Annotated in this window: 17 protein-coding genes; 12 read left to right on the top strand and 5 right to left on the bottom strand. The window is 70.8% G+C overall.

Annotated features, from left to right (window positions below; translation table 11 throughout):
* Window positions 1–536 precede the first annotated feature (536 nt).
* From ACX9TP_RS30655 to lpxB, 4 genes are all read right to left on the bottom strand, one after another.
* Window positions 537–2,978 carry an ABC transporter permease gene (locus ACX9TP_RS30655; protein ID WP_482974179.1) on the bottom strand — a complete coding sequence of 814 codons (2,442 nt, stop codon included), beginning with the start codon at window positions 2,976–2,978 and terminating at the stop codon, window positions 537–539.
* Window positions 2,979–3,109: 131 nt separating this feature from the next.
* Window positions 3,110–3,736: a MarC family protein gene (locus tag ACX9TP_RS30650; protein WP_482974178.1), complete on the bottom strand. Its 627-nt coding sequence runs from the start codon at window positions 3,734–3,736 to the stop codon at window positions 3,110–3,112.
* Between the two features lie 16 nt (window positions 3,737–3,752).
* The gene (locus tag ACX9TP_RS30645) at window positions 3,753–4,457 is read right to left on the bottom strand and encodes a polyprenol monophosphomannose synthase (protein WP_482974177.1); all 705 of its coding nucleotides are present in this window, start codon (window positions 4,455–4,457) and stop codon (window positions 3,753–3,755) included.
* 17 nt (window positions 4,458–4,474) lie between these two features.
* The gene (gene lpxB, locus ACX9TP_RS30640; RefSeq protein ID WP_482974176.1) at window positions 4,475–5,626 is read right to left on the bottom strand and encodes a lipid-A-disaccharide synthase; all 1,152 of its coding nucleotides are present in this window, start codon (window positions 5,624–5,626) and stop codon (window positions 4,475–4,477) included.
* A 58-nt stretch (window positions 5,627–5,684) separates the two neighbouring features.
* Between lpxB and ACX9TP_RS30635 the strand changes: the two genes are divergently transcribed.
* The 10 genes from ACX9TP_RS30635 (at window position 5,685) to ACX9TP_RS30590 (ending at window position 17,028) form a co-directional block, all read left to right on the top strand.
* Complete coding sequence (locus tag ACX9TP_RS30635) at window positions 5,685–7,568, top strand: DUF4388 domain-containing protein (RefSeq protein ID WP_482974175.1); 1,884 nt, start codon at window positions 5,685–5,687, stop codon at window positions 7,566–7,568.
* 2 nt (window positions 7,569–7,570) lie between these two features.
* Window positions 7,571–9,355, top strand: coding sequence for an ABC transporter ATP-binding protein (locus ACX9TP_RS30630; protein ID WP_482974174.1), 1,785 nt, complete (start codon window positions 7,571–7,573; stop codon window positions 9,353–9,355).
* A 111-nt stretch (window positions 9,356–9,466) separates the two neighbouring features.
* Window positions 9,467–10,636, top strand: coding sequence for a PHP domain-containing protein (locus tag ACX9TP_RS30625; RefSeq protein WP_482974173.1), 1,170 nt, complete (start codon window positions 9,467–9,469; stop codon window positions 10,634–10,636).
* A gap of 21 nt (window positions 10,637–10,657) precedes the next feature.
* Window positions 10,658–11,941: a 3-deoxy-D-manno-octulosonic acid transferase gene (locus ACX9TP_RS30620; RefSeq protein WP_482974172.1), complete on the top strand. Its 1,284-nt coding sequence runs from the start codon at window positions 10,658–10,660 to the stop codon at window positions 11,939–11,941.
* Window positions 11,938–12,945 (top strand): glycosyltransferase family 4 protein, encoded by a 1,008-nt coding sequence (locus ACX9TP_RS30615; protein ID WP_482974171.1) that lies wholly within the window; start codon window positions 11,938–11,940, stop codon window positions 12,943–12,945. Before ACX9TP_RS30620 ends, ACX9TP_RS30615 begins: the two co-directional genes overlap by 4 nt.
* Window positions 12,946–12,949: 4 nt before the next feature.
* Window positions 12,950–13,978: a glycosyltransferase gene (locus tag ACX9TP_RS30610; protein ID WP_482974170.1), complete on the top strand. Its 1,029-nt coding sequence runs from the start codon at window positions 12,950–12,952 to the stop codon at window positions 13,976–13,978.
* A complete protein-coding gene (gene lpxK, locus ACX9TP_RS30605) occupies window positions 13,975–15,303 on the top strand; it encodes a tetraacyldisaccharide 4'-kinase (RefSeq protein ID WP_482974169.1) in 1,329 nt (442 codons plus the stop codon). The genes ACX9TP_RS30610 and lpxK overlap by 4 nt, the downstream gene beginning before the upstream one ends.
* A 31-nt stretch (window positions 15,304–15,334) precedes the next feature.
* Window positions 15,335–16,348, top strand: coding sequence for a bifunctional heptose 7-phosphate kinase/heptose 1-phosphate adenyltransferase (locus tag ACX9TP_RS30600; protein WP_482974168.1), 1,014 nt, complete (start codon window positions 15,335–15,337; stop codon window positions 16,346–16,348).
* Window positions 16,345–16,833, top strand: coding sequence for an adenylyltransferase/cytidyltransferase family protein (locus tag ACX9TP_RS30595; protein ID WP_482974167.1), 489 nt, complete (start codon window positions 16,345–16,347; stop codon window positions 16,831–16,833). Before ACX9TP_RS30600 ends, ACX9TP_RS30595 begins: the two co-directional genes overlap by 4 nt.
* 3 nt (window positions 16,834–16,836) lie before the next feature.
* Entirely contained in the window at window positions 16,837–17,028 is a 192-nt protein-coding gene (locus tag ACX9TP_RS30590; protein ID WP_482974166.1) for a Trm112 family protein, read from the top strand.
* 3 nt (window positions 17,029–17,031) lie between these two features.
* On the opposite strand, the gene ACX9TP_RS30585 is transcribed toward ACX9TP_RS30590, so the two are convergent.
* Entirely contained in the window at window positions 17,032–18,138 is a 1,107-nt protein-coding gene (locus ACX9TP_RS30585) for a glycosyltransferase family 9 protein (protein ID WP_482974165.1), read from the bottom strand.
* An 84-nt stretch (window positions 18,139–18,222) separates the two neighbouring features.
* Between ACX9TP_RS30585 and ACX9TP_RS30580 the strand changes: the two genes are divergently transcribed.
* Both ACX9TP_RS30580 and gmk read left to right on the top strand, forming a co-directional pair.
* Window positions 18,223–19,101 carry a YicC/YloC family endoribonuclease gene (locus ACX9TP_RS30580; protein WP_482974164.1) on the top strand — a complete coding sequence of 293 codons (879 nt, stop codon included), beginning with the start codon at window positions 18,223–18,225 and terminating at the stop codon, window positions 19,099–19,101.
* On the top strand, window positions 19,098–19,727 hold the full coding sequence (gmk, locus tag ACX9TP_RS30575) for a guanylate kinase (RefSeq protein ID WP_482974163.1): 630 nt from the start codon (window positions 19,098–19,100) through the stop codon (window positions 19,725–19,727). The genes ACX9TP_RS30580 and gmk overlap by 4 nt, the downstream gene beginning before the upstream one ends.
* Window positions 19,728–20,708: the final 981 nt, after the last annotated feature.

Here is a 20,708-nt window from a genome sequence, read left to right as displayed (position 1 = left end):
CAGCAGCGCCCGGGATGGGGGAGGCGCAACAGCTCCACCCCCATCCAGGGTCTGGAGCACGAGCTGGAGCCTGGGTTCACGAGATGGCGGTCCGGGTTTTCCATTGCCCCTGCTCCCAAATCGCAGCAGGAGCTAGTTGGTGGCGGCCGTGATGATGCACCACTCGTGGTACACAGCGGCGGTGGTCTTCACGGTCTCCATCTCGCGGATGGTGAACTTCTTCATCGCCGGCTGGGTCGCGTTGCTGTTCATACAACCTCCTGGAATCGGCTGACGGCGCCCTCATGGCGCCGCGCCATTTTCAAGACTACTGATTCTTTACTTCTAGTCAAATGAGTACAGGACTGTGCGTGTGTATGGATATTTTCCAGGTTTACTGCATTAATGGGGTATTCCTGACCCCGTGAGTGATTTGTGAATGGCGCTGGCCGGGCGTGGCCACCTGCCAGTCCTTGCACAAGCAGGCTGTTGCGGTTGCGCATGCATTGCCATTGGACCTGGTCTGGCTGGGAGGTGGCTCGCCCCGGTGCTGGCCGCTACCGCAGCGCGGAGGCGGGGGGCACGCGCGAGGCGCGGAGGGCGGGCAGGTAGCTGGCCAGCGCGGCCATGAGGACCAGCATGGCCGCGCTTCCGGCGAGCACCACCGGGTCGGCCGCGCTCACCCCGAACAGCACCCGCTGGAGGACGCGGCCGAGGGCAAGCGCGCCCACCAGTCCCAGGCCCACTCCCAGCAGCGCCAACGACGCGCCCTGCCGCACCACCATGGACAGCACGTCCTGGCTCCGGGCGCCCAATGCCATGCGGACGGCCAGCTCCCGCGAGCGCTGGCTGAGCGAATAGGCCATGACGCCGTAGACGCCCACCATGGCCAATAGCAACGCCACCGCGGCGAACACACCCACCACCAGTGTCGGGTAGCGGCGCAGGAACATCCACGGCGCGGTGGCCACCAGCTCCTCCATGGTGCGCGCCCCGGACAACACCAGGTCCGCGTCCTCGGCCCGCATCTCGGCGCGCAGCGCGGACGCCACGCTCGTGGCCCCGGGCCTCATGCGCAGCACCAGGACGGAGCGGGTGGACGCGTTCTGCGTGTCGGGTGTGTAGATGGTGGGGGGCGGCTCCGTGTCCAGCCCGGCCATGCGCTCGTCGCCCACCACGCCCACGATTTCGTGGGGTTTCTGCTCGCCATTCATGGAGAGGCGCAGGTGCTGGCCCACCGGGTCCTGCCCGGGGAAGAGCCTCTTGGCGAGCGTCTCGTTGATGCTGACCACCCGGGGCCCGTTCGTTTCGTCCGTGGCGGCAAAGGCGCGCCCGCGCACCAGGGGAACGCTCAGGATGCGAAAGTAATTGGGGGTGATGGAGCGGAGGTGGGCTTCACTCTCCTCGCCCGGCTGGGCGGAGGGCTGTCCCTCCACGACGTAGCGGATGGTGTTGCCCCGGCCGCTCAGCGGCATCCTGCTGGTGAAGGCCGCGCCCATCACCCCGGGCAGCGCCTCCGCGCGCGTGACGAGCTGCGCATGCAGCTGTGAGAGCGAATGGTCCTCCTGGTACTTGCCCGGAGGGGGCATCACATCCATCACCACGAGGTTCTCCCGGTCGAAGCCCGGGTCCTCGGCCATCATCCGCGTCAGGCTCTTGAGCAGCAGTCCGGCGCCCACCAGCAGCACCAATGCCAGTGCCACCTCGCCCACCACCAGCGCCTGGCGCAGGCGGCCCCGCACACCGCCAGCCACGCCCTGGGCCTGCCCCTTCAAGGTGCTCTGCAGGTCTGGCTGGGTGGACACCACCGCCGGGGCCAGGCCGAAGAGCACGCCTGTGAATACGGACATGGCGAGGGTGAATGCGAGGACCTGCCAGTTCAGCTGCAAATCCCTCAGGTACGGCATGGTGCTGAACTGCGCGGCGGGAATGGCCGCCAGCAGCAACTCCAGACCCCACTTCGCGCACAGCAGCCCGGCGGCGCCGCCCAGGAGCGCCAGCAGCAGGCTCTCCGTGAGCAGTTGTTGGACCAGTCGGCCCCGGCTCGCGCCGAGCGCCAGTCGCACGGCCAGCTCCCCATGGCGCGCGGTGGCCCGGGCCAGCAGGAGGTTGGCCACGTTGCCGCACGCGATGAGGAGCACCAGCCCCACCGCGCCCAGCATGACCAGCAGCAGCGGCCGCAGCGGGCCCACGACCTGGTCCTGCAGGGGGACGAGCCGGGTGCTCACGCCGCCGTTGCTGTCGGGGTGTTCGGTCGCGAGTGTCTCGGAGATGCCCGCCAGCTCCGCCTGGGCGGCTTCGCGCGCCACGCCCGGCGCCAGCCGCCCCACCGCGCGCACCCACCGCAGATTGCGGGGGACGAGCATGCCCGGGGGCATGTTGGGGCGGTGCGTGGTCCAGATGTCCGCCGCCTCCGCCAGGGCGAACTGGAAGCCTGACGGCAGCACGCCGATGATGGTGCGCGGCGCTCCCTCCAGGTCGATGGTGCGGCCGACCACGGAGGTGTCCCCGCCGAAGTAGCGCTGCCATCCGCCATGGCTGAGGACCACCACCTTCTCCGCGCCCGGGAGGTCGTCATCCGGTCCGTACAGCCGCCCCATCGCGGGCTTCACCTTGAGCATGTCGAAGAAGCTGCCCGAGGTGAGCGTCACCTGGACCATCTGCGAGCCTTCGCTGCGAACCAGCCGCAAGGGGATGGACGTGTAGCCGGCAATCGACTCGAAGGACTTCGCGCGCGCCTGGTAGTCGAGGAGGTTGGGGTAGGAGGTATTCATCTCCTGCGCCCCCTCGTCCTTCACCCGCGTTTCCCACACATGCATCAGCCGCTCGGGCGCGGGGTAGGGCAGCGGCCTGAGCAGGGTGGCGTCCACCACGGTGAAGATGGCGGCGTTGACGCCGATGCCGAGCGCCAGCGTCACCACTGCGACCGTGGTGAAGACGGGATTCTGAAGCAGGGTACGCAGCGCGTACCGAACATCCTGGGCGAGGTTGGAGAGCATGACGTCCTTGGAAGGCTTCCTGGGAGTCCGGCTCTCTATTTACTACAGCTATACTTGATGATGAGGGCTTGCACGAATTGCCCGGACAGTGCAGGGGCCGCCTCCCGGGTCGGGGCGGCTCCGGGCATGGCCTACCGCAGCAATTCCTTGCCCCCGTCCGCGATGAACTGCACTGCAATCGCGGCGAGGATGAGCCCCATGACGCGCTCGACAATCGCGACGCCGGACTGGCGCAGCACGCGCTGAATCATCCCGGACGCGCGGAGGATGTAGTAGCTGGCCACGAACGTCAGCACGATGGCGGCCAGCACCGGCACCGCCGAGGCCAGTGAGTCCCCCTTGGCCATCAACACCATGGCGGTGGCGATGGCGCCCGGGCCGGACAGGAGCGGAATGGCCAGCGGGACGATGGCCACGTCTTCCTTCACCACGCCCTCCTGCTCCTCGGTGGGGGTGGTGCGCGTCTCGGACGGGCGGGCGCGGAGCATGTCCAGCGCGGTGATGAGCAGCAGGATTCCGCCGGCCACGCGGAAGGCGCCCAGCGACACGCCGAACACCTTGAAGATGACGCCGCCGAAGAGGGCGAAGAACAGCATCATCCCGCACGCCACCAGGCAGGCCCGCATCGCCGTGCGGCGCACCTTCTCCTGCGAGTCCCCGGCCGTCATCGCCAGGAACAGCGGCACCACGCCCACGGGGTCCACCACGAAGAAGACCGCCGACAGCGACACCAGGAACAGCGACAGGTAGCCCGTCATGGAACGCCTTTCGGGGCTACACCTTGAGCCGCAGCTTCCACACCATGGTGAGGGCCTCGGCGAAGATCTTCTTGCTCATCTTCGAGTGCCCCACGCGGCGGTCCTCGAAGACGATGGGAATCTCTCGCACGGTGAAGCCCTTCTTCAGGGTGCGGTAGGTCAATTCAATCTGGAACGCGTACCCGGTGCTCTTCACCGCATCCAGGTCGATGGCCTCCAGCACCCGGCGGTGGAAGCACTTGAAGCCGCCGGTGAGGTCTCGGATGCCCACGCCCAGAATCGTGCGGGCGTAGAGGCTGCCGCCGCGGCTGATGACCTGCCGGCCCACGCCCCAGTTCACCGTGCCGCCGCCCGTCACGTAGCGGGAGCCCAGCACCAGGTCCGCGCCGGCCTGGGCCGCGTCGAGGAAGCCGGGGAGGTAGCGCGGGTCATGGCTGAAGTCCGCGTCCATCTCCAGGATGTACGTGTAGCCCTCGGCCAGGGCCCAGCGGAAGGCGGCGAGGTACGCGCGGCCCAGGCCCTCTTTCTTCTCGCGGTGCAGCACCCGCACGCGCGAATCCTTCGCGGCGAGCGCGTCGGCGAGCTGCCCGGTGCCGTCAGGGGAGTTGTCGTCGACAACGAGGATGTCCACGCGGGCGTCGGCCTTCAGCACCGCCTGGACGATGGCCTCGATGTTTTCCCGCTCGTTGTACGTGGGGATGCAGACCAGGGCAGGGTTCATGACCCGGCCGACATACCCTAAACGGGGCGCGGGGGCAGCAGCTCCAGTACGGCTTCCGCGGCCCGGGTGGCGGCCCCGGCCTCGCCCAGGCGGCCGCGCATCTCCGCCAGCCCCTTGAGCATCTCCTCCCGGGGGGCGCCCGGCGTCCACACCCGGCGGACCTCGTCGGCGATGCGCTCGGGCGTCATGTCCCCCTGGAGCAGCTCCGGCACCACCTTCCGGCCAGCCAATAGATTGACCAGCGAGACGAAGGCCACCTTCAGCATCAGCCGTCCCACCCAGTAGGTGATGAGCGACACGCGGTAGACGACCACGAGGGGACGTTGCATCAGCCCGGCCTCCAGCACCGCCGTCCCCGACGCCACCACCGCCGCGTCGCTGGCACCCACCACCTCCGGGGCCCGTCCCTCGACGAGGATGGGGGACAGGCCGCTGCCTTCGAAGCGGGACACCACCTCCTCGCGGGGGATGGTGGGGGCCACCGGGACGACGACCTGGAGCCCGGGGCGCTCGGCGGCCAGCTGCTTCGCCGCGTCCACCATGGTGGGCAGCAGGCGTCGGATTTCACTCATCCGGCTGCCGGGCAGCAGCGCGAGCGTGGGGGCGTCCGTCGCCAGGCCCAGCCGCTCGCGAAAGGCCGCGGGGCTGTCCGGGGCGGGGACCTGCTCCACCACGGGGCTGCCCACATACCGGGCGCTCACACCGGCCTCCTGGTAGAAGGCCTCCTCGAAGGGAAGGATGCAGAGCATCCGGTCCACCAGGCGTTTGATGGTGCGCACGCGCCCGCGACGCCAGGCCCAGATCATCGGCGACACGTAGTAGGCGACTGGCACTCCCAGCGCCTTGAGCTTCTCCGCCAGTCGCAGGTTGAAGTCGGGGATGTCCACCAGGATGGCGACGTCCGGGCGGCGCTCGGCGGCGGCGTGGGCCAGCCCCTTCAGGATTTGAAGGATGCGGGGGATGCGGGGGAGCACCTCGGTGATGCCCATGACAGACACCTCGCGGGCGTCGAAGAGCAGCTCCACCCCCCGAGCGGCCAGGCGGGAGCCGCCCATGCCAAAAAAGGTGAGGTCCGGACGGCGGGCCTGGAGGGCGGCGACGAGCTCGGCGGCGTGGGTATCACCGGAGGCCTCGCCGGCCACGACGAGGATGCGGGGCGGGGGCGTCATGAGGGGGCGCGCATCGTACCTGATGCGGGAGCGGATGAAGGTGTAGAGTGAGGCACCCTTGAAGACGCTTCTGCTCGCCGAGAGCCATCCCCCCACGCTCGAGCACCTGAAGGGCCTGCTCTCGCAGGCCGGGTACACCGTGCGCGCGGTGAATGACGCGGTGACGGCGATGGAGCACTTCGCGGCGGACAACCCGTCGGTGGTGGTGCTGGCGGTGGACCTGCCGCGCGTGGACGGTGCGCACGTGGTGCACCTCATCCGGGCGCACAGCCAGGGGACGCGCGTGCCCATCGTCGCCATCGACAAGGGCCACCTGGGCCGGGCTCGGGGCGTGGCGTCGGTGCTGGACCTGAAGGTGAACGCGTACATCGCGGACCCCCTCAAGCCGGGCGAGCTTGTGCCCAAGCTGGAGGCCCTGGTGCGCGCGGCGCAGGCCGTGCCGCTCGGCGGCCTGGCGGCCACGCTGTCCAAGCCCGCGGTGAACTCCGGGGACTTGAAGGGCTACCCGCTGCCGGGGCTCCTTCACTCGCTCTACCGGCTGCGCCGCGACGGCGTGCTGGTGGTGGCCCACCGCGACTTGAGCCGGCGCGTGTTCTTCCTGCGCGGCGCGGCGGTGAGCTACGACTCTTCTTCGAAGGCGGACTCGCTGCCGCGCTTCCTGGTGGACCGCAAGGTGCTCACCTCGCAGCAGGCGGAGCGGGTGGTGGAGTCGCTGGCGTCGGGCCTGCGCATCGGCGCGGCGCTGGCGGACGCGGGGGTGGAGGCGGCGGGAGACGAGCTGTTGCAGCTGCTGCGCGACTACACGCGCGACAGGCTGGAGCGGGTGCTGGGCATGCGCGAGGGGCGCTTTGCCTTCTACTCGGGCGACGAGTTCACCACCGAGGTGGCCTCGGTGGAGGTGCCGCCCCTGGCCCCGGTGCTGGCGGGCGCGCGGCGGTGCTTCCCGCTGAAGGTGATGGCGGCCTCCCTGCGGGCGAACCTGGGGGAGTACCCGGTGCGCTCGTCCGAGTTCGGCCGGGACCTGCAGGCGATGGCGCTGGACACCGACGACCTGAAGATTGCGATGCAGGTCAACGGCCGCATCGTGCTGCGCGACCTGCTCGCGCACGGGCGCGGCGAGCTGGGCACGGCGGTGTCGCTCTTGTGGTTCCTCAAGCTGACGGGCGGGGTGACTTTCTCCCCGACACCGGTGGCCTCGGGGACGGACGTGTTGTCCAACGCGGTGCTGCCGGACCGCATCGCCCCGCGCAAGCGCAAGGCGCTCCCGCCGGAGACGGCGGCGTCCCTGCGCGAGGAGGCGGTGCGCATCATCACCCGCAGCTACTTCGGCAGCCTGGGGCTGGACATCGCCGCGGACTCGGAGGCGGTGGAGCGCGCGTACCACGAGACGGCCATGCGCTTTCACCCGGACACGTATGCCGAGTACGACATCCTGGACCTGAGAGACCTGCTGGAGTCGGTGCAGGAGAAGCTGTCGGCCTCGTACCGGGTGCTGAGCGTGGAGGAGAAGCGCAAGGCCTATCTCCAATACCTCTTCAGCCGGCTGGACGTGGGGCGCAACACGGCGGTGGTGGTGGAGGCGGAGATTGCGCTGCGGCGGGGCGAGGCCGCGCTCAAGCGCCGCGACTTCACCACCGCGATGCACGCCTTCGAGGAGGCGGTGGTCGCCAACCCCCACGAGCCGGAGTACTACGCCTGGCTGGCCTGGGCGACGTACCTGGCGGCGCCGGGGGCGCTGCTGGTGCGGGCGCAGAAGGCGCAGAAGGTGCTGAAGAAGGCGCTGTCCCTGGGGCCGTACGTGGAGCGGCTGCACATCATCGCGGCCATCATCGACACGGACCTGGGTGACGCGCCGCTGGCGCGCAAGAAGCTGCTCAAGGTGCTGGAGTACAACCCCTATTCACAGCTCGCCAAGGCGGCGCTGCGCAAGGTGGGCCGCTAGCGATGTTTCCCGTGTTGTGGCGGTTGCTGCGCTATGCGCGCCCGCATGTCGGTGTGCTCGTGTTGGCCTTCGTGGGCTCGGCGGCGGTGGCGCTGGCGATGGGGGCCTACGCGTATCTGACGGGGCCGGCGCTGCGCTTCCTGCTCTCCGGAGGGCAGGAGGGCTTCGCGAGCGCGCAGCGGGTGCCCTGGCTGGCGGACCTGCCGCGCGACGCGGCGCTGTGGGGCTTCCCGGTGTTGATGGTGGTGGTGGGCGTGGCGAAGGGCGTGGGGTACCTGGGGCAGTTCTATTTCATGGGGCTGTTCGCGCAGCGGGTGGTGCGGGACTTGCGGCGGGAGCTGTTCCTGCGCCTCACCTCGCTGTCGCCGTCGCAGCTCGCGAAGCAGCGCACGGGAGATCTGCTCAGCCGCTTCTCGTCGGATGTGAATGCCGTGGAAGCGGCGGCCATGTACACGGTGGGCGCCTACATCCGGGACAGCCTGCAGGCCATCATCCTGACGGGGGTGGCGCTGTCCATGAGCCCGCTGCTGGGCGGGGTGATGTTGCTGGTGGTGCCGCTGGCGGCGCTGCCGGCCTCGCGGCTGATGCGCAAGGTGCTGAAGCGCACGCGCGAGGGGCAGACGCAGCTCGGCAACCTGGCGGGGCAGCTGCACGAGGGCCTGGGCGGGCTGCGGACCATCCAGGCCTTCAACGGCCAGGAGGCGGAGCTGGCCCGCTTCGCGGCGCACGCGCAGGCACACGAGAAGGCGCTGGTGAGCGCGGCGTGGGCGCGGGGCGCGGTGCCGGGGCTGATGGAGGTGCTGGCGGCGGCGGCGCTGGCGGGCGCGCTGGCGTACGCGGCGAGCGCGCGGCTGATGCCGCCCGAGGCGCTGCTGTCGCTGCTGACGGCGGTCATCCTGGTGTACCAGCCGGTGAAGGAACTGGGGCGGGTGACGCAGTTCGCGGTGCAGGCCGGCGCGGCGGGAGAGCGCCTCTTCGCGCTGCTGGACATGAAGCACCCGGTGGAGGACGCGCCGGACGCGGTGCCGGCGCCGACGCTGTCGCGGAGCATCGTGCTGGAGGGCGTGCGCTTCTCCTACGGGGAGCGCCGCGCGCTGGACGGCCTGACGCTGGAGCTGAAGGCGGGGCAGGTGACGGCGCTGGTGGGAGGCAGCGGCGGCGGCAAGAGCACGGTGACGTCCATGTTGCTGCGCTTCGAGCGGCCGCAGAAGGGCCAGCTGCTGCTGGATGGGGTGGACGCGGACCGCTACACCGCGGCGAGCGTGCGGGAGCAGTTCGCCCTGGTGACGCAGGAGCCGCTGCTCTTCCACGGCACGGTGCTGGACAACCTGCGCTACGCGAGGCCGGACGCCACGAGGGAAGAGGTGGAGGCGGCGGCGAAGGTGGCGCACGCGGACGGGTTCATCCGCGCGCTGCCGGAGGGCTACGACACGCGCATCGGCGAGCGCGGGGTGACGCTGAGCGGTGGACAGCGGCAGCGGCTGTGCATTGCCCGGGCGGTGCTGGCGCGAGCGCCGGTGCTGGTGCTGGACGAGGCGACGAGCAGCCTGGACCCGGAGAGTGAGCGCGAGGTGCAGGCCGCGCTGGCGGCGGTGCTGCCGGGGCGCACGGCGCTGGTGATTGCGCACCGGCTGTCCACGGTGGTGAACGCGGATGTGCTGCATGTGATGGAGGCGGGCCGGGTGGTGGAGCGAGGCTCGCACGCGGAGCTGCTCCAGAAGGGTGGGCGTTATGCATCACTGTGGCAGATGCAGACGCATGGCCCCGTGGAGCAGGGCGCGGCGTGAAGTCCTGGTGGGGCTGAAGCCGGCCTTCATGGAACGCGGGTGGAGAGACGGCCCGAGCGCGGTACGGTGCGGGCCGGGGCGTGTGCGCGGCCCCGTTGAGCGAGGTGCGGCATGAGCCGGGTCCGGACAGCGGTGGCGAAGGGGCTCCGGGCGGTGCTGGGCCTCATGATTCTGGTGTTCGGAATCGCGGGGTTCTTCGCGCTGCCAGCCTCGTTCGCGAGCTACCCGGTGGTGTCGTCGAAGCAAGGCGCCCCCAGGTGGGTGCGTGGCGCGTACCACGTGCACACCACCCGCTCTGACGGAAGGGGCACGCCAGGCGAAGTGGCCAGCGCGGCGAGGGAGGCCGGCCTGGACTTCGTGGTGCTCACCGACCACAACGACTTCAAGCCCCCCGCGCCGGCCTGGGTGGACGGCGTGCTGCTAGTGCCGGGAGTGGAGATCTCCACCTCCGAGGGGCACCTGGCCGCGTTCGGCATGGAGCGTCCATTGGAAGGCATGCGCCAGTGGATGCCGCCCGGGGACGCGGTGAAGGCGGTGGCGGCGGCGGGAGGCACGGCCGTGCTCGCGCACCCGGTGCAGCAGCGCAATCCCTGGAAGGATGAGGCGAGCGCGCGGGAGGCCCCGGGCTTCGAGCTCTACTCGGCGGACACCTTCTTCCGTCAGGCGGTGAGCAATCCGGTGAGCCGGCTGCTCCCCGCGGTGGGCGCCTACATGGGCAACCCGGGGCACGGGGTGATGCTGCTCGTCGCGCCAACCCCCGAGCCGGGAGCGCGCTTCCTGGAGCTGTCGCGTGAGCGGCCGCGAATCGCCTTCTGCGCCCACGACGCCCACGGGCTGCCCTCGTACCAGGCGGTCTTCGAGTCCATGGCCATGTACCTGACGCCGGAGCAGGTGCCGTCACCCCTGCCGAAGGATGCGTCCCAGGCCGCGGGGCTGGTGACACGGGCGCTCGGAAGCGGGCGCGCCCTGTGCGCCTTCCGCGCGCTGGGAGAGCCCGCGGGCTTCGTGCTGGAGGGAATGGACCCTGTGCGCCGTGAGGCGAAGGTGGGCGACGTGCTGCAGGTGCGTCTGCCCGGCACCCCGGCGGAGGACACGGTGCGGGTGGAAGTGTGGGGTGACGGACGGCTCCGTCCGGACGGCAGGTCCGTGGAGCTGACGGGGGAGGGCGTGGTGCAGGTGGAGGTGTGGGCCCGGGCGCCGGGACGCTTCTTCGGGACGGAGTGGCGGCCCTGGATTGTCCCCAGCCCCGTACGCGTGCTGCCCCGGGGGCCGGGCATCTGATAGAGGGCGCGGGAGCCGCCCATGCGCCTCCTGTACATCCTCGCCAGCTACGCGCTCTTCGCGCTCCTGTTCCCGGTGCTCTCACTGCACCGGAAGACGCGCCATGGGCTGAAGGAGCGGCTGGGTTTCTATGGCCCGGAAAGCCTGCCCGCGCGCGGCGAGGGCCCGGTGTTGTGGCTGCACGGAGCCAGCGCGGGAGACCTGCTCGCCCTGTCGCCGATGTTCGGCCCCCTGCGGGCGCGCTTCCCGGGCTGCCAGCTCATCCTGTCGACGATGACGGACAGCGGCTACGCGATGGCGAAGGGCCGGCTGGCGAAGGACATCGACGGGGTGGTGTACGTGCCCTACGACCTCTGGGGCGCGACGCGCCGGGCGGTGCGGGCCATCCGTCCGGACGTGCTCGTGCTGGAGTACACGGAGATATGGCCCAACCTCATCCGCGCGGCGAAGCGAGGCGGGGCGCGGGTGGTGATGACGAACGGCCGGTTCTCCCCGAAGAACCTGGCGAAGTACCGCCGCCTGTTCGGGCTCATCGGCAACCCGCTGCACGACCTGGACCTGTTGTTGATGCGGCAGGAGGAAGAGGCCGAGCGTGCGAGGAGCCTCGGAGCGCGGCCGGAGTGGGTGCGGGTGACGGGCAACACGAAGTTCGACTCGCTGGCGGGAGGCCCCGCGCGAGAGGACGAGACGCTGCGGGGAGCGCTGGGCCTGGAGCCGGGCGCCCGCGTCTGGATTGCCGGGAGCACGCACGAGGGCGAGGAGGAGGTGCTGCTCGGCGTCTACCGTCGGCTGCTGGAGCGGTGGCCGGACCTGCGGCTGGTGATTGCGCCGAGGTACGTGGACCGGGCGTCGCGCATCGTGGCGCTGGCGCGCGAGAAGGGGCTGGGCGTGGGGCTGCGCTCGCAAGGCAATCCCGAGCGCGGGCAGGTGGTGGTGCTGGACACGATTGGCGAGCTGTCGAGGGCGTACCGGCTGGCGACGGTGGTGTTCGTGGGAGGCTCGTTCACGAAGCGGGGCGGGCAGAACATCCTGGAGCCGGCGGGGCAGGGGAAGCCGGTGCTGTACGGGCCTCACATGGACAACTTCCGGGACAGCGTGGAGCTGCTGACGGGGCACGGCGGCGTGCAGGTGCGGGACGGTGAGGCCCTGCACACGACGCTGGCGGAGTGGCTCGCCTCGCCCGAACAGCTCGCGAGCCTGGGCGAGCAGGCGCAGGCCACGGTGCGGCGAATCTCCGGCGCCAGCGAGAGGAACGCGGAGGCGATGACGACGCTCTTCCCGCACGGGAGGCCGGACCCTCGATGACGCTCATCGTCCATCCGCACTTCCACAAGCGGTACACGGGGGTGACGCGCCACGTGGAGTCGGTGGTGCCCGCGCTCACGCGAGACACGGGCTCGGAGACCCGGGTCATCGGCTCCGGCCTGAGTGACGGCCTGCCGAGAATCACCTGGCCCGAGTTGCTCCGTCGCGCGCGCACGGAGCCGGTGGTGTGGCACGCGCACCGGAACAACGAGCTGTTGGCGGGCATGGTGCTGAAGCTGCTGGGCCGTCAGGTGCGGCTCGTCTTCACGCGGCACACCTCCATGGCGCCGAGCGGTTTCACGCGCTTCATCGCGAGGGGCGCGGATGCGCTCGTCTCGCTGACGCGGCAGGTGGCGGAGGTCATCGCGCTGCCCTCGACGGTCATCTCGCACGGCATCGACCTGACGCGCTTCCACCCGCCCGTGGACCGGGACGAGGCGTGGCGCCGGCTCGGCCAGGGTGGGCGCTACGGCGTGGGCGTCATCGGCCGCATCCGGAAGGAGAAGGGACAGGGCGACTTCCTCGACGCGGTGAGACCGTTGCTGCCGGAGCACCCGGAGTGGCAGGCGGTGCTCGTGGGCCTGGCGAAGGGCGCGGACCTGGACTGGGTGAACGGACTGAGGGCCGGCCTCGAGGACCGGGTGTCGCTGGCGGGAGAGCAGTCGGTCATCGAACCCTGGTACCAGGGGCTGAGCGTGCTGGTGCACCCGTCCTACGCGGAGGGCTATTCGCTGGTGCACGTGGAGGCGATGGCCTCCGGGTGCTGCGTGGTGGCGTCGAAGCTGCCGTACCTGGACACGCTCATCGAGCACGGGCGCACGGGCTTCTTCTTCGAGCCCGGGGACGTGAAGGCCTTGCGAGAGCTGCTGGCCATGCTGATGCGGGAGCCGGAGCGGGCGAGAGAGGTGGGGCGCAACGCGGCCGAGGAGGCCCGCCGCAGGTGTGGCGTGGAGCACGAGGCCCGGGCGCTGGGAGACCTGTACCGCGCGCTGGTGGGGCGCTGAGCGGATGCGAATCCTCCACCTGCTCGCGAGTCCCTTCTTCAGCGGCCCCGCGGAGAACGTGGCCCTGCTGGCGCTTGCGCAGCGCGAGGCCGGGCACGAGGTGACGGTGGCGGTGGACCGCAGGCGCAAGGACGTGCCGGCGGAGGAGCCCGCGGTGCCGCGCTTCCAGGCGCTCGGGTTGCTGGACGAGGGAGGCCTGGAGCTGTCGGTGAAGTCGCCGCCCTGGAACATGTGGAGTGACCTGCGCAGCCTGCGCAAGCGCGAGGTGGACGTGGTGCACTCGCACTTCAGTCATGACCACCTGCTCGCGAGGTGGGGCCGCCCCCGAGGCGCAGTGCTGGTCCGCTCGCTGCACGCGCCACGCTCGCTGCGAGCCTCGCTGCCCGTGGCGGACGCCTACACGGTTCCAGCAAGCGCGCTGCTGCCCCCGTTGCGGGAGAAGGGCAGGACCGCGGAGGTTCTCCCTGCCCTGGTGGACTCCCGATTCCACCCGGCGGAAGACACGCAGGCCCTGCGTCGCGAGCTGGGCCTGACGGGGCAGCCGGTGCTCGGCATGGTCTCCACCTTCCAGCCCTCGCGGCGTCACGCCGTGGGAGTGGAGGCTTTTGCCCTGTACCGGAGGCAGCGTGCCGAGGCCCGCCTCGTGCTCGTGGGAGATGGGGCGTTGTTGGAGGCGACGCGGCGGCAGGTGACGGAGCTCGGCCTGGAGGACGCCGTCACCTTCACGGGCTACCAGCAGGGGGACGCGTTCGCGCGCTGGCTCCAGGCGCTGGACGAGGTGTGGTTGCTCGGGCTTGGCAATGACTGGAGCGCGAGAGCCGCGGCCCAGGCCCGCGCATGCGGCGTTCGCGTGGTGGCGGTGGAGGAGGGCGCATTGCCGGACCTCGCGGATGCGCGGGTGGCAGCGCCGACGGCGGAGGCCGTGGCCTCCGCCGCGCTCTCCGGTCAACGCGCTCCGATTGCGCACCCGACGAACGCGCGAATCGCGAGTGACGTGCTGTCGCTCTACGAGCGGGCGAGGCGCCCCCGGTGAGCACCGCGCCGAGCGAAGCGCCCACGGCCATCGAGCGCGTCTTCTACCCGCCGGCCCCCGAGCCGTGGGGCCGCCGCGCGCTGCTATCGCCCCTCACCGCGCTGTCCTGGCCGTACGCGGCGGCCGTGCACCTGCGGCGAGCCCTCTACGATGCGGGCCTGCTGCGCGCCGAGCGCGTAGACGGCCTTCGAATCATCTCGGTGGGCAACGTCAACGTGGGAGGAACAGGCAAGACGCCCGCGGTGCTCCACCTGGCGGAGCTGTTGGTCCGTGACGGGCGAAAGGTCGGCATCCTCACGCGCGGCTACGGGCGAGGCTCGCGCGAACCGCTGACCTTCACCGGTACGGACCCGCTGCCGTCCGTCGAGGACGCCGGTGACGAGCCGCTCCTGCTCGCACGACGCTGCCCCCAGGCGCGCGTCTTCGTCGGAGCGGACCGCGTAGCCAGTGCGTACCGCGCACGTGACGAATTCGGCCTGGACACGGTGCTGCTCGACGACGGCTTCCAGCACCGCAGGCTCGCGCGTGACGAGGACCTCGTCGTGGTGGACGAGGCCGTGGGGCTGGGCAACGGCCACATGCTTCCCCGAGGCCCCCTGCGCGAGCCGCGCTCGTCCCTGCGCCGCGCCACCCTGCTCTGGGTCCGCGCCGCCTCCTCCTCGGCCGCGGACACCTCCATGGTGGCGACAGACCCTGAGCAGCCCGCGGGTCGGCTTCCGGCAGGGAGTCCCGCGCGTGCGCCACAATCGCCGGAGGTCACGCGCCCCGGGCTGCTGGCGGACCCGTTTCCCCAAGGGGGGCCGGCGCAGGTGCCGCAATCGATGGAGGCCACGGGCACTGGACTGCCTACGGCCAGCCCCCCGCCAGGCAGTCCCCTGCGTGTGTCGCAATCAACGGCGGCCGTGGACCCTGACCTGCCCGAGGTCAGAGGCATCCCCCGCGTCCGTACACGCTACCGGCCCACGGCGTGGCTGGAGCCCTCGGGCCGCGTCCTTCGGACGGACGCGCTGGCCGGGCAGCCGGTGCTGGCGCTCGCGGGGCTTGCCCGGCCGGGAGGCTTCCTGAGGACCCTGCATTCCCTCGGAGCGGAGGTGCGTGACGCGGCCCTCTTCCCGGACCATCACCGCTTCACGGCGGACGAGCTCCGGGACGTGGAGGCGCGAGCCGCCCGTCAGGGAGCACGGGTGGTGACGACGGAGAAGGACGCAGTGCGCCTGCCGCTCGGCTTCCCGGCGTGGGTGGTGCGGCTGGGGGTGGAGGTGCTGGAGGGCGAGTCCCACCTGCGCCGGGCGCTTGGGCTGGCGGACGTGCCGCGCGACTTGTGAGGCGCGGGGGCCTGTGGGACAAACCGCCGCCATGGCCGCAGTCTCGCCCGCTCGCCCGTCGCCTTTGCCCTCGCGCCTGCCGCTCGCCTTCGCACGCCGCCGGGTGCTGCTGGTCGGGGACCTGGTTGCCGACCACTACATCTACGGTCAGACGGACCGGGTGAGCCGCGAGGCCCCGGTGCTCATCGTCCGCTACGAGTCCGCCGAGGTGAAGCTGGGCGGCGGCGCCAACGTGGCGGCCAATGTCCGGGCGCTCTCGGGCCAGGTGACGGCGGTGGGCGCGCTCGGTGCGGACGAGATGGGAAGCGCACTCCGCCGCCTCTTCGACGAGGCCGGCATCCGCCTCCACGCGGTGAGCGGGCGCGGTATCGAAACGGAGACGAAGACGCGCATCCTCGCCGGAGGGGTGAGCACCACGCGCCAGCAGATGTTGCGGCTGGACCGCGGGCAGCGAGGCTCGCTGCCGCCGCGCATGCGCAAGGCGCTGGCGAAGCAGGTGGAAGAGGCGGCGAGGGACGCGGACGCGGTGGTGGTGTCCGACTACGGCGCGGGCGTGCTGGGAGACGAGGTGCGCGAGGTGCTGCGGCGCCTGGCGGCGGATGGCCTGCCGGTGTGCGTGGACAGCCGCTATGCCCTGTCCTCCTTCTCGGGGCTGACGGTGTGCAAGCCCAATGAGCCGGAGCTCGAGGCGCTCGCCGGGCGCCCGGTGCGGACGGAAGCGGACCTGCTGGAGGCAGGGCACGCGGCACTGCGGCGACTGGACTGCCGTGCGCTGCTGGTGACGCGAGGACGGCACGGCATGACGCTCTTCGACGCGGAGGGTGGGGTGGATCACATCCCCGTGTATGGCGCGAAGGCGGCGGTGGACGTGACGGGAGCGGGAGATACGGTGATTGCCACCTTCGCGCTGTCGCTGGCGGCGGGCGCCACGTTCGGCGAGGCGGCGCGGCTGGCGAATGTGGCCGGCGCGCTGGTGGTGCAGAAGCCGGGCACGGCGACGGTGTCGAAGGAAGAGCTGCTCGAAGAGCTGCGGAGCGCGCGATGAGCACCCTGGACAAGCTCCAGCCCCTCGCGAAGGTGGCCGAGGAGCGCGAGCGCTGGAGGGCCGAGGGCCGCACCGTGGCGCTGGCCAACGGCGTTTTCGACCTGCTGCACGTGGGCCACGTCCGCTACCTGGAGGGCGCGCGGGCGCTCGCGGACGTGCTCGTGGTGGCGGTGAACTCGGACGCGTCCACGCGGGCCTACAAGGGCCCGGGCCGTCCCTACATCCCCGAGGCCGAGCGCGCCGAACTGGTGGCCGCGCTCGCCTGCACGGACCGGGTCATCGTCTTCGACGAGCCCAACGTGCGGAGCATCATCCGCGCCCTGAAGCCGGACGTGCACGTGAAGGGCACGGACTACACCCCGGACAGCATTCCCGAGGGGGACGAGGTCCGGGCCTACGGTGGCCGCACGGCGGTGTCCGGCGACCCGAAGGACCACAGCACCACGGACCTCGCCCGGCGCCTCGGCCGCGAGGGGACGAAGTAGCCCGTGCCGCCCCTGGACGCGGCGCTGCGGTCCGTCCTGGGCTGCCCCCTGTGCAAGGGCCTGCTGACGGTGCACGAAGAGGCCTCGCGCACCGAGGTCCGCTGCCCGCGCTGTCACTGTGCCTGGCCGGTGGAGGACGGAATCCCCCGGATGGTGCCGGAGCGGAAGTCGCGGACCTCGCCCGAGCCGGGCTAGGGCCTACCGGGCAACCGGGTCCTGCAGGGCCGCGGCGAAGGTCCGCACCTCTTCCGAGGCTCGCGCCTCCAGTCCCTCCCCCCCCGCACCATCCACGAGCGCGGTGAGGTCCACCATGCGGTGGGGCGCGTAGGCATGACCCCAGCGCTCCATGTCCATGCGGAGGAAGAAGGCCAGGGTGGGGGCGCCCACGGCCACCGACAGGTGCATGGGCCCGGTGTTGTTGCACACGGTGAACCCGGCGGCGCGCATGAGGGCAGCAAGCTCGTCCAGGTTGGTGGCGGGCGCGAGCCGGGCCCCGGGAGCGGCCTCCACCACGGAGCGAGCGAGCTCCTCCTCACCCGGGCCCCAGGTGATGATGGGCACACGGCCCAACGTCAGCAGCGTCCGGGCGGCGGCGGCGAAGGCCTGGGGCGGAATGCGCCTGGGGCCCATGCGCCCGCCCGGGTTGATGACCGCGGACGCGGTGCGGGAGCTCTCCTCGAGGTAGGCGCGGATGGAGGGGCCCACGGCCGGCTCGCGGAAGGACAGGCCCCTGGCCACGGCGTCGCCGGTGAGCGGGGTGAGCAGGTGCGTGCGCTGCACGGCCTCGTTGCGGGTATCCGGGCGCGCGGGCACGGACAGGGAATGGAGGCGGGACACCGGCCACACATCCGGGCCGACCACCACCGCCTGGGGCCCGGCCATGCGCGACACGAGCGCGCTCGTCACCGAGGGGGACTCCCAGTTGGCGCAGTCCACCACCACGTCGTAGCGCTCACGGCGCAGCGCCCTGAGCCCGGGGGCCAGGGGCCCCAGCCAGAGCCGCCGCCGGTCGAACGCGATGACCGCGTCCGCGTCCGGATGGCCGGCCAGCACGCGCGCCACCTTCGCGTGGGCGAGCACATGCACTTCCGGTGCGGGGTGCACGTGCGCCTTGAGGGTGCGCATCAGGGGGGTGGTCAGCAGGGCCTCACCCACGCGGTTGTCGGGCCGCACGAGCAGCACCTTCCGGGGGACGGGCAGGGAACTTCCAGGACGGCGACGGCGCCCGGGGCGCCAGAACAGGGCGGACGCCACGAGCGCCAGCGCCAGCTTCGCCCACAGCTCGAGCCGCTTGTGCCAGGACATCTCGGCGGCGGACCCTACACAGAAACGGAAGCGGTGCAAGCGCGCGGCTTGACCTGGGGGCCGAAAGCCCCTAGCAACCGCCCAATGCTGAAGAGCATGACCGGTTTCGGAGCGGGCCGCGCGCGCGTGGGAGACGAAGAGGTCTCCGTCGAGCTGCGCTCGCTCAACCACAAGTTCTGCGAGGTGAAGGCGCGGCTGCCCCGCGAGCTGTCGTCGCTGGAGCCGACGGTGACGAAGCAGGTGAAGGACCGGCTGGCCCGTGGCTCGGTGGAGCTGCTGGTGAAGCGGCAGGCCCCCACCGCCTCCGGCACGGTGCCCACGGTGGACCTGGGCCTGGCGCGCGAGTACGTGCGCGCCTTCCGCGAGCTGGCCAAGGAGCTGGGCCTGGCGGGAGAGGTCGCCTGGTCCCAGGTGGTGAATCAGCCCGGTGTCGTCCGCCTGGAGGAGAAGGGGGTGGACGTGGAGTCCGCCACGCCGGCGCTGCAGGCCGCCCTCGAACAGGCCCTGACTGCGCTGGAGAAGATGCGGCTCGTCGAGGGCGAGGCCATCCACGCGGACCTCGACGCCCGGCTGAAGCTGCTGGAAGGCTGGAGCCGCGAGGTCGCGCAGCTCGCCCCGCGCGCCGTGCAGGAGTACCAGCAGCGGCTCTCGGACCGCATCGCGGAGCTGGCGCGCGGCGTGGCGGTGGACCCGCAGCGGCTCGCGCAGGAAGTGGCCCTCTTCGCCGAGCGCACGGACATCGCCGAGGAAGTCACGCGCCTGGCGAGCCACCTCGAGCAGTTCCGGGCCCTCATGGCCAGCAGCGAGCCTGCCGGCCGCCGAATGGATTTCCTCGTGCAGGAGATGCACCGCGAGGTGAACACGACCGGCTCCAAGAGCCAGCACGCGGAGATCTCCGCGCGCGTGGTCTCGATGAAGGCCGAGGTCGAGCGCATCCGCGAACAGGTACAGAACGTCGAATGAACGCGCCTACCGTGCTCCAGCCTGGTCTGCTGCTCGTCCTCTCCGCGCCGTCTGGGGCGGGGAAGACCACCCTCGCCCACCGGCTCCTCAAGGAGACGTCGGACGCGGTCTTCTCCATCAGCGTCACCACCCGGCGGCCCCGCGGGAAGGAGCGCGAGGGGGTGGACTACCACTTCGTGGATGTCGCCACCTTCCAGCAGAAGATTGAACGCGGCGAGTTCGTGGAGTGGGCCGAGGTCCACGGCCACTTCTACGGCAGCCCCCAGTCCGCGGTGGACGAGGCCCGGGCCCGCAAGGGTGCGGCCATCTTCGACATCGACGTGCAGGGCGGGCAGGCCATCAAGCGCAAGCACCCCGACGCGGTGACCATCTTCGTGCTGCCGCCCTCCATGGAGGAGCTGGAGCGGCGCTTGAGGGATCGTCAGACGGACTCGGACGAGACCATCCGTCGTCGGATGCTGGCTGCTCGCTCGGAGATGGAGCGGGGCATCGCGTCGTACGACTACATCGTGGTGAACGACGACTTCGAGCGGGCGTACAGCGAGCTGCGCGCGGTGGTGGTGGCCGAGCACTGCCGCCGGGGCCGGGTGGATGTCTCGAAGCTGGGGCTCGGCGTCGGAGGCTGACGCACGAGTTGGGAATGGTCCGGCGGGGGAGGGCGGTTTCCCCCATCACCCGGCCGGCGATTGTGTCGAGCGGGTGGCGCAAGTGGCGAGAATCAAACTTCTTGCGCCCCCGGGAGAGTTGGTGGATAAGCCGCTCCACCCACGGCGCACCGCAGCGAGCGACCGTGCCTTCCGCGAAGTACCAGGCGGAGATCAGCGCCTCCGGCGCTGTGGTTCTCTGAGCAAGACCGAATAAGACCGTGGGTCCATGCCGGAAGTACTCCGAGAGGAGTACCTCTAGATGGTCCTGGAGCAGGCGGGGCGGCTCGTGACAACGAGTTGACAATCTCCGAACGGCTCCCTAGACGGTTGATGTAGAAGCGGTGGTGAACCAGCGGGCGGCGTGGTGGATGGAGCGGGCAGTCGTCTCATGGGAGACGGAGCTGGGGCAGGGAAGTCGAAGCGGTTGACTCAAGGCGCAGCGGTGGTAGAAGCCGCGCCCCTCGCACCGAAGCCCGCGCACTGGCGCGGAAGGCACTTCGGAGGCGGGACAGCACAGCACCGACAAACGGAATACGGCGGTCACCGAAGCAGGTTGACGGACGACGCGGCGACGAAGTAGAAGCCGCGCCCCCGACAGAGAAAAGCCCGGGAAGAAGTGAAGCGGGCGGCTCGGTTGGGAAGGTCACGAAGCAGCGGTTGACAGGGACGGCGGCGAAGCGGTAGAAGCCCCGCCCCCTCGAGAGAAAACAGCGGAAGCCACTGGGCGGCGCTGAGGACTTCGAGAGGCCACGAGGACGCAAAAGTCGAAGTTGACAACGGATGCGGACTCGAATAAAGAATGCGGCCCCGCCGGTTGGAAACGGCAGGCAGCAAGAGCAGCAACGGTAGCAAAAAGTCGCGGATGGTACAAGCGACTCGGTCTTTGAAAACCAAATAGCAAGCCCAAGTAGAAGACAGATTGCGGAAACCGCAGTCAATTCTTTGACGGTGCCAGCCAGG

The organism is Pyxidicoccus sp. M15, from assembly GCF_056858435.1.
This window is presented reverse-complemented; position numbering and strand designations above follow the sequence as displayed.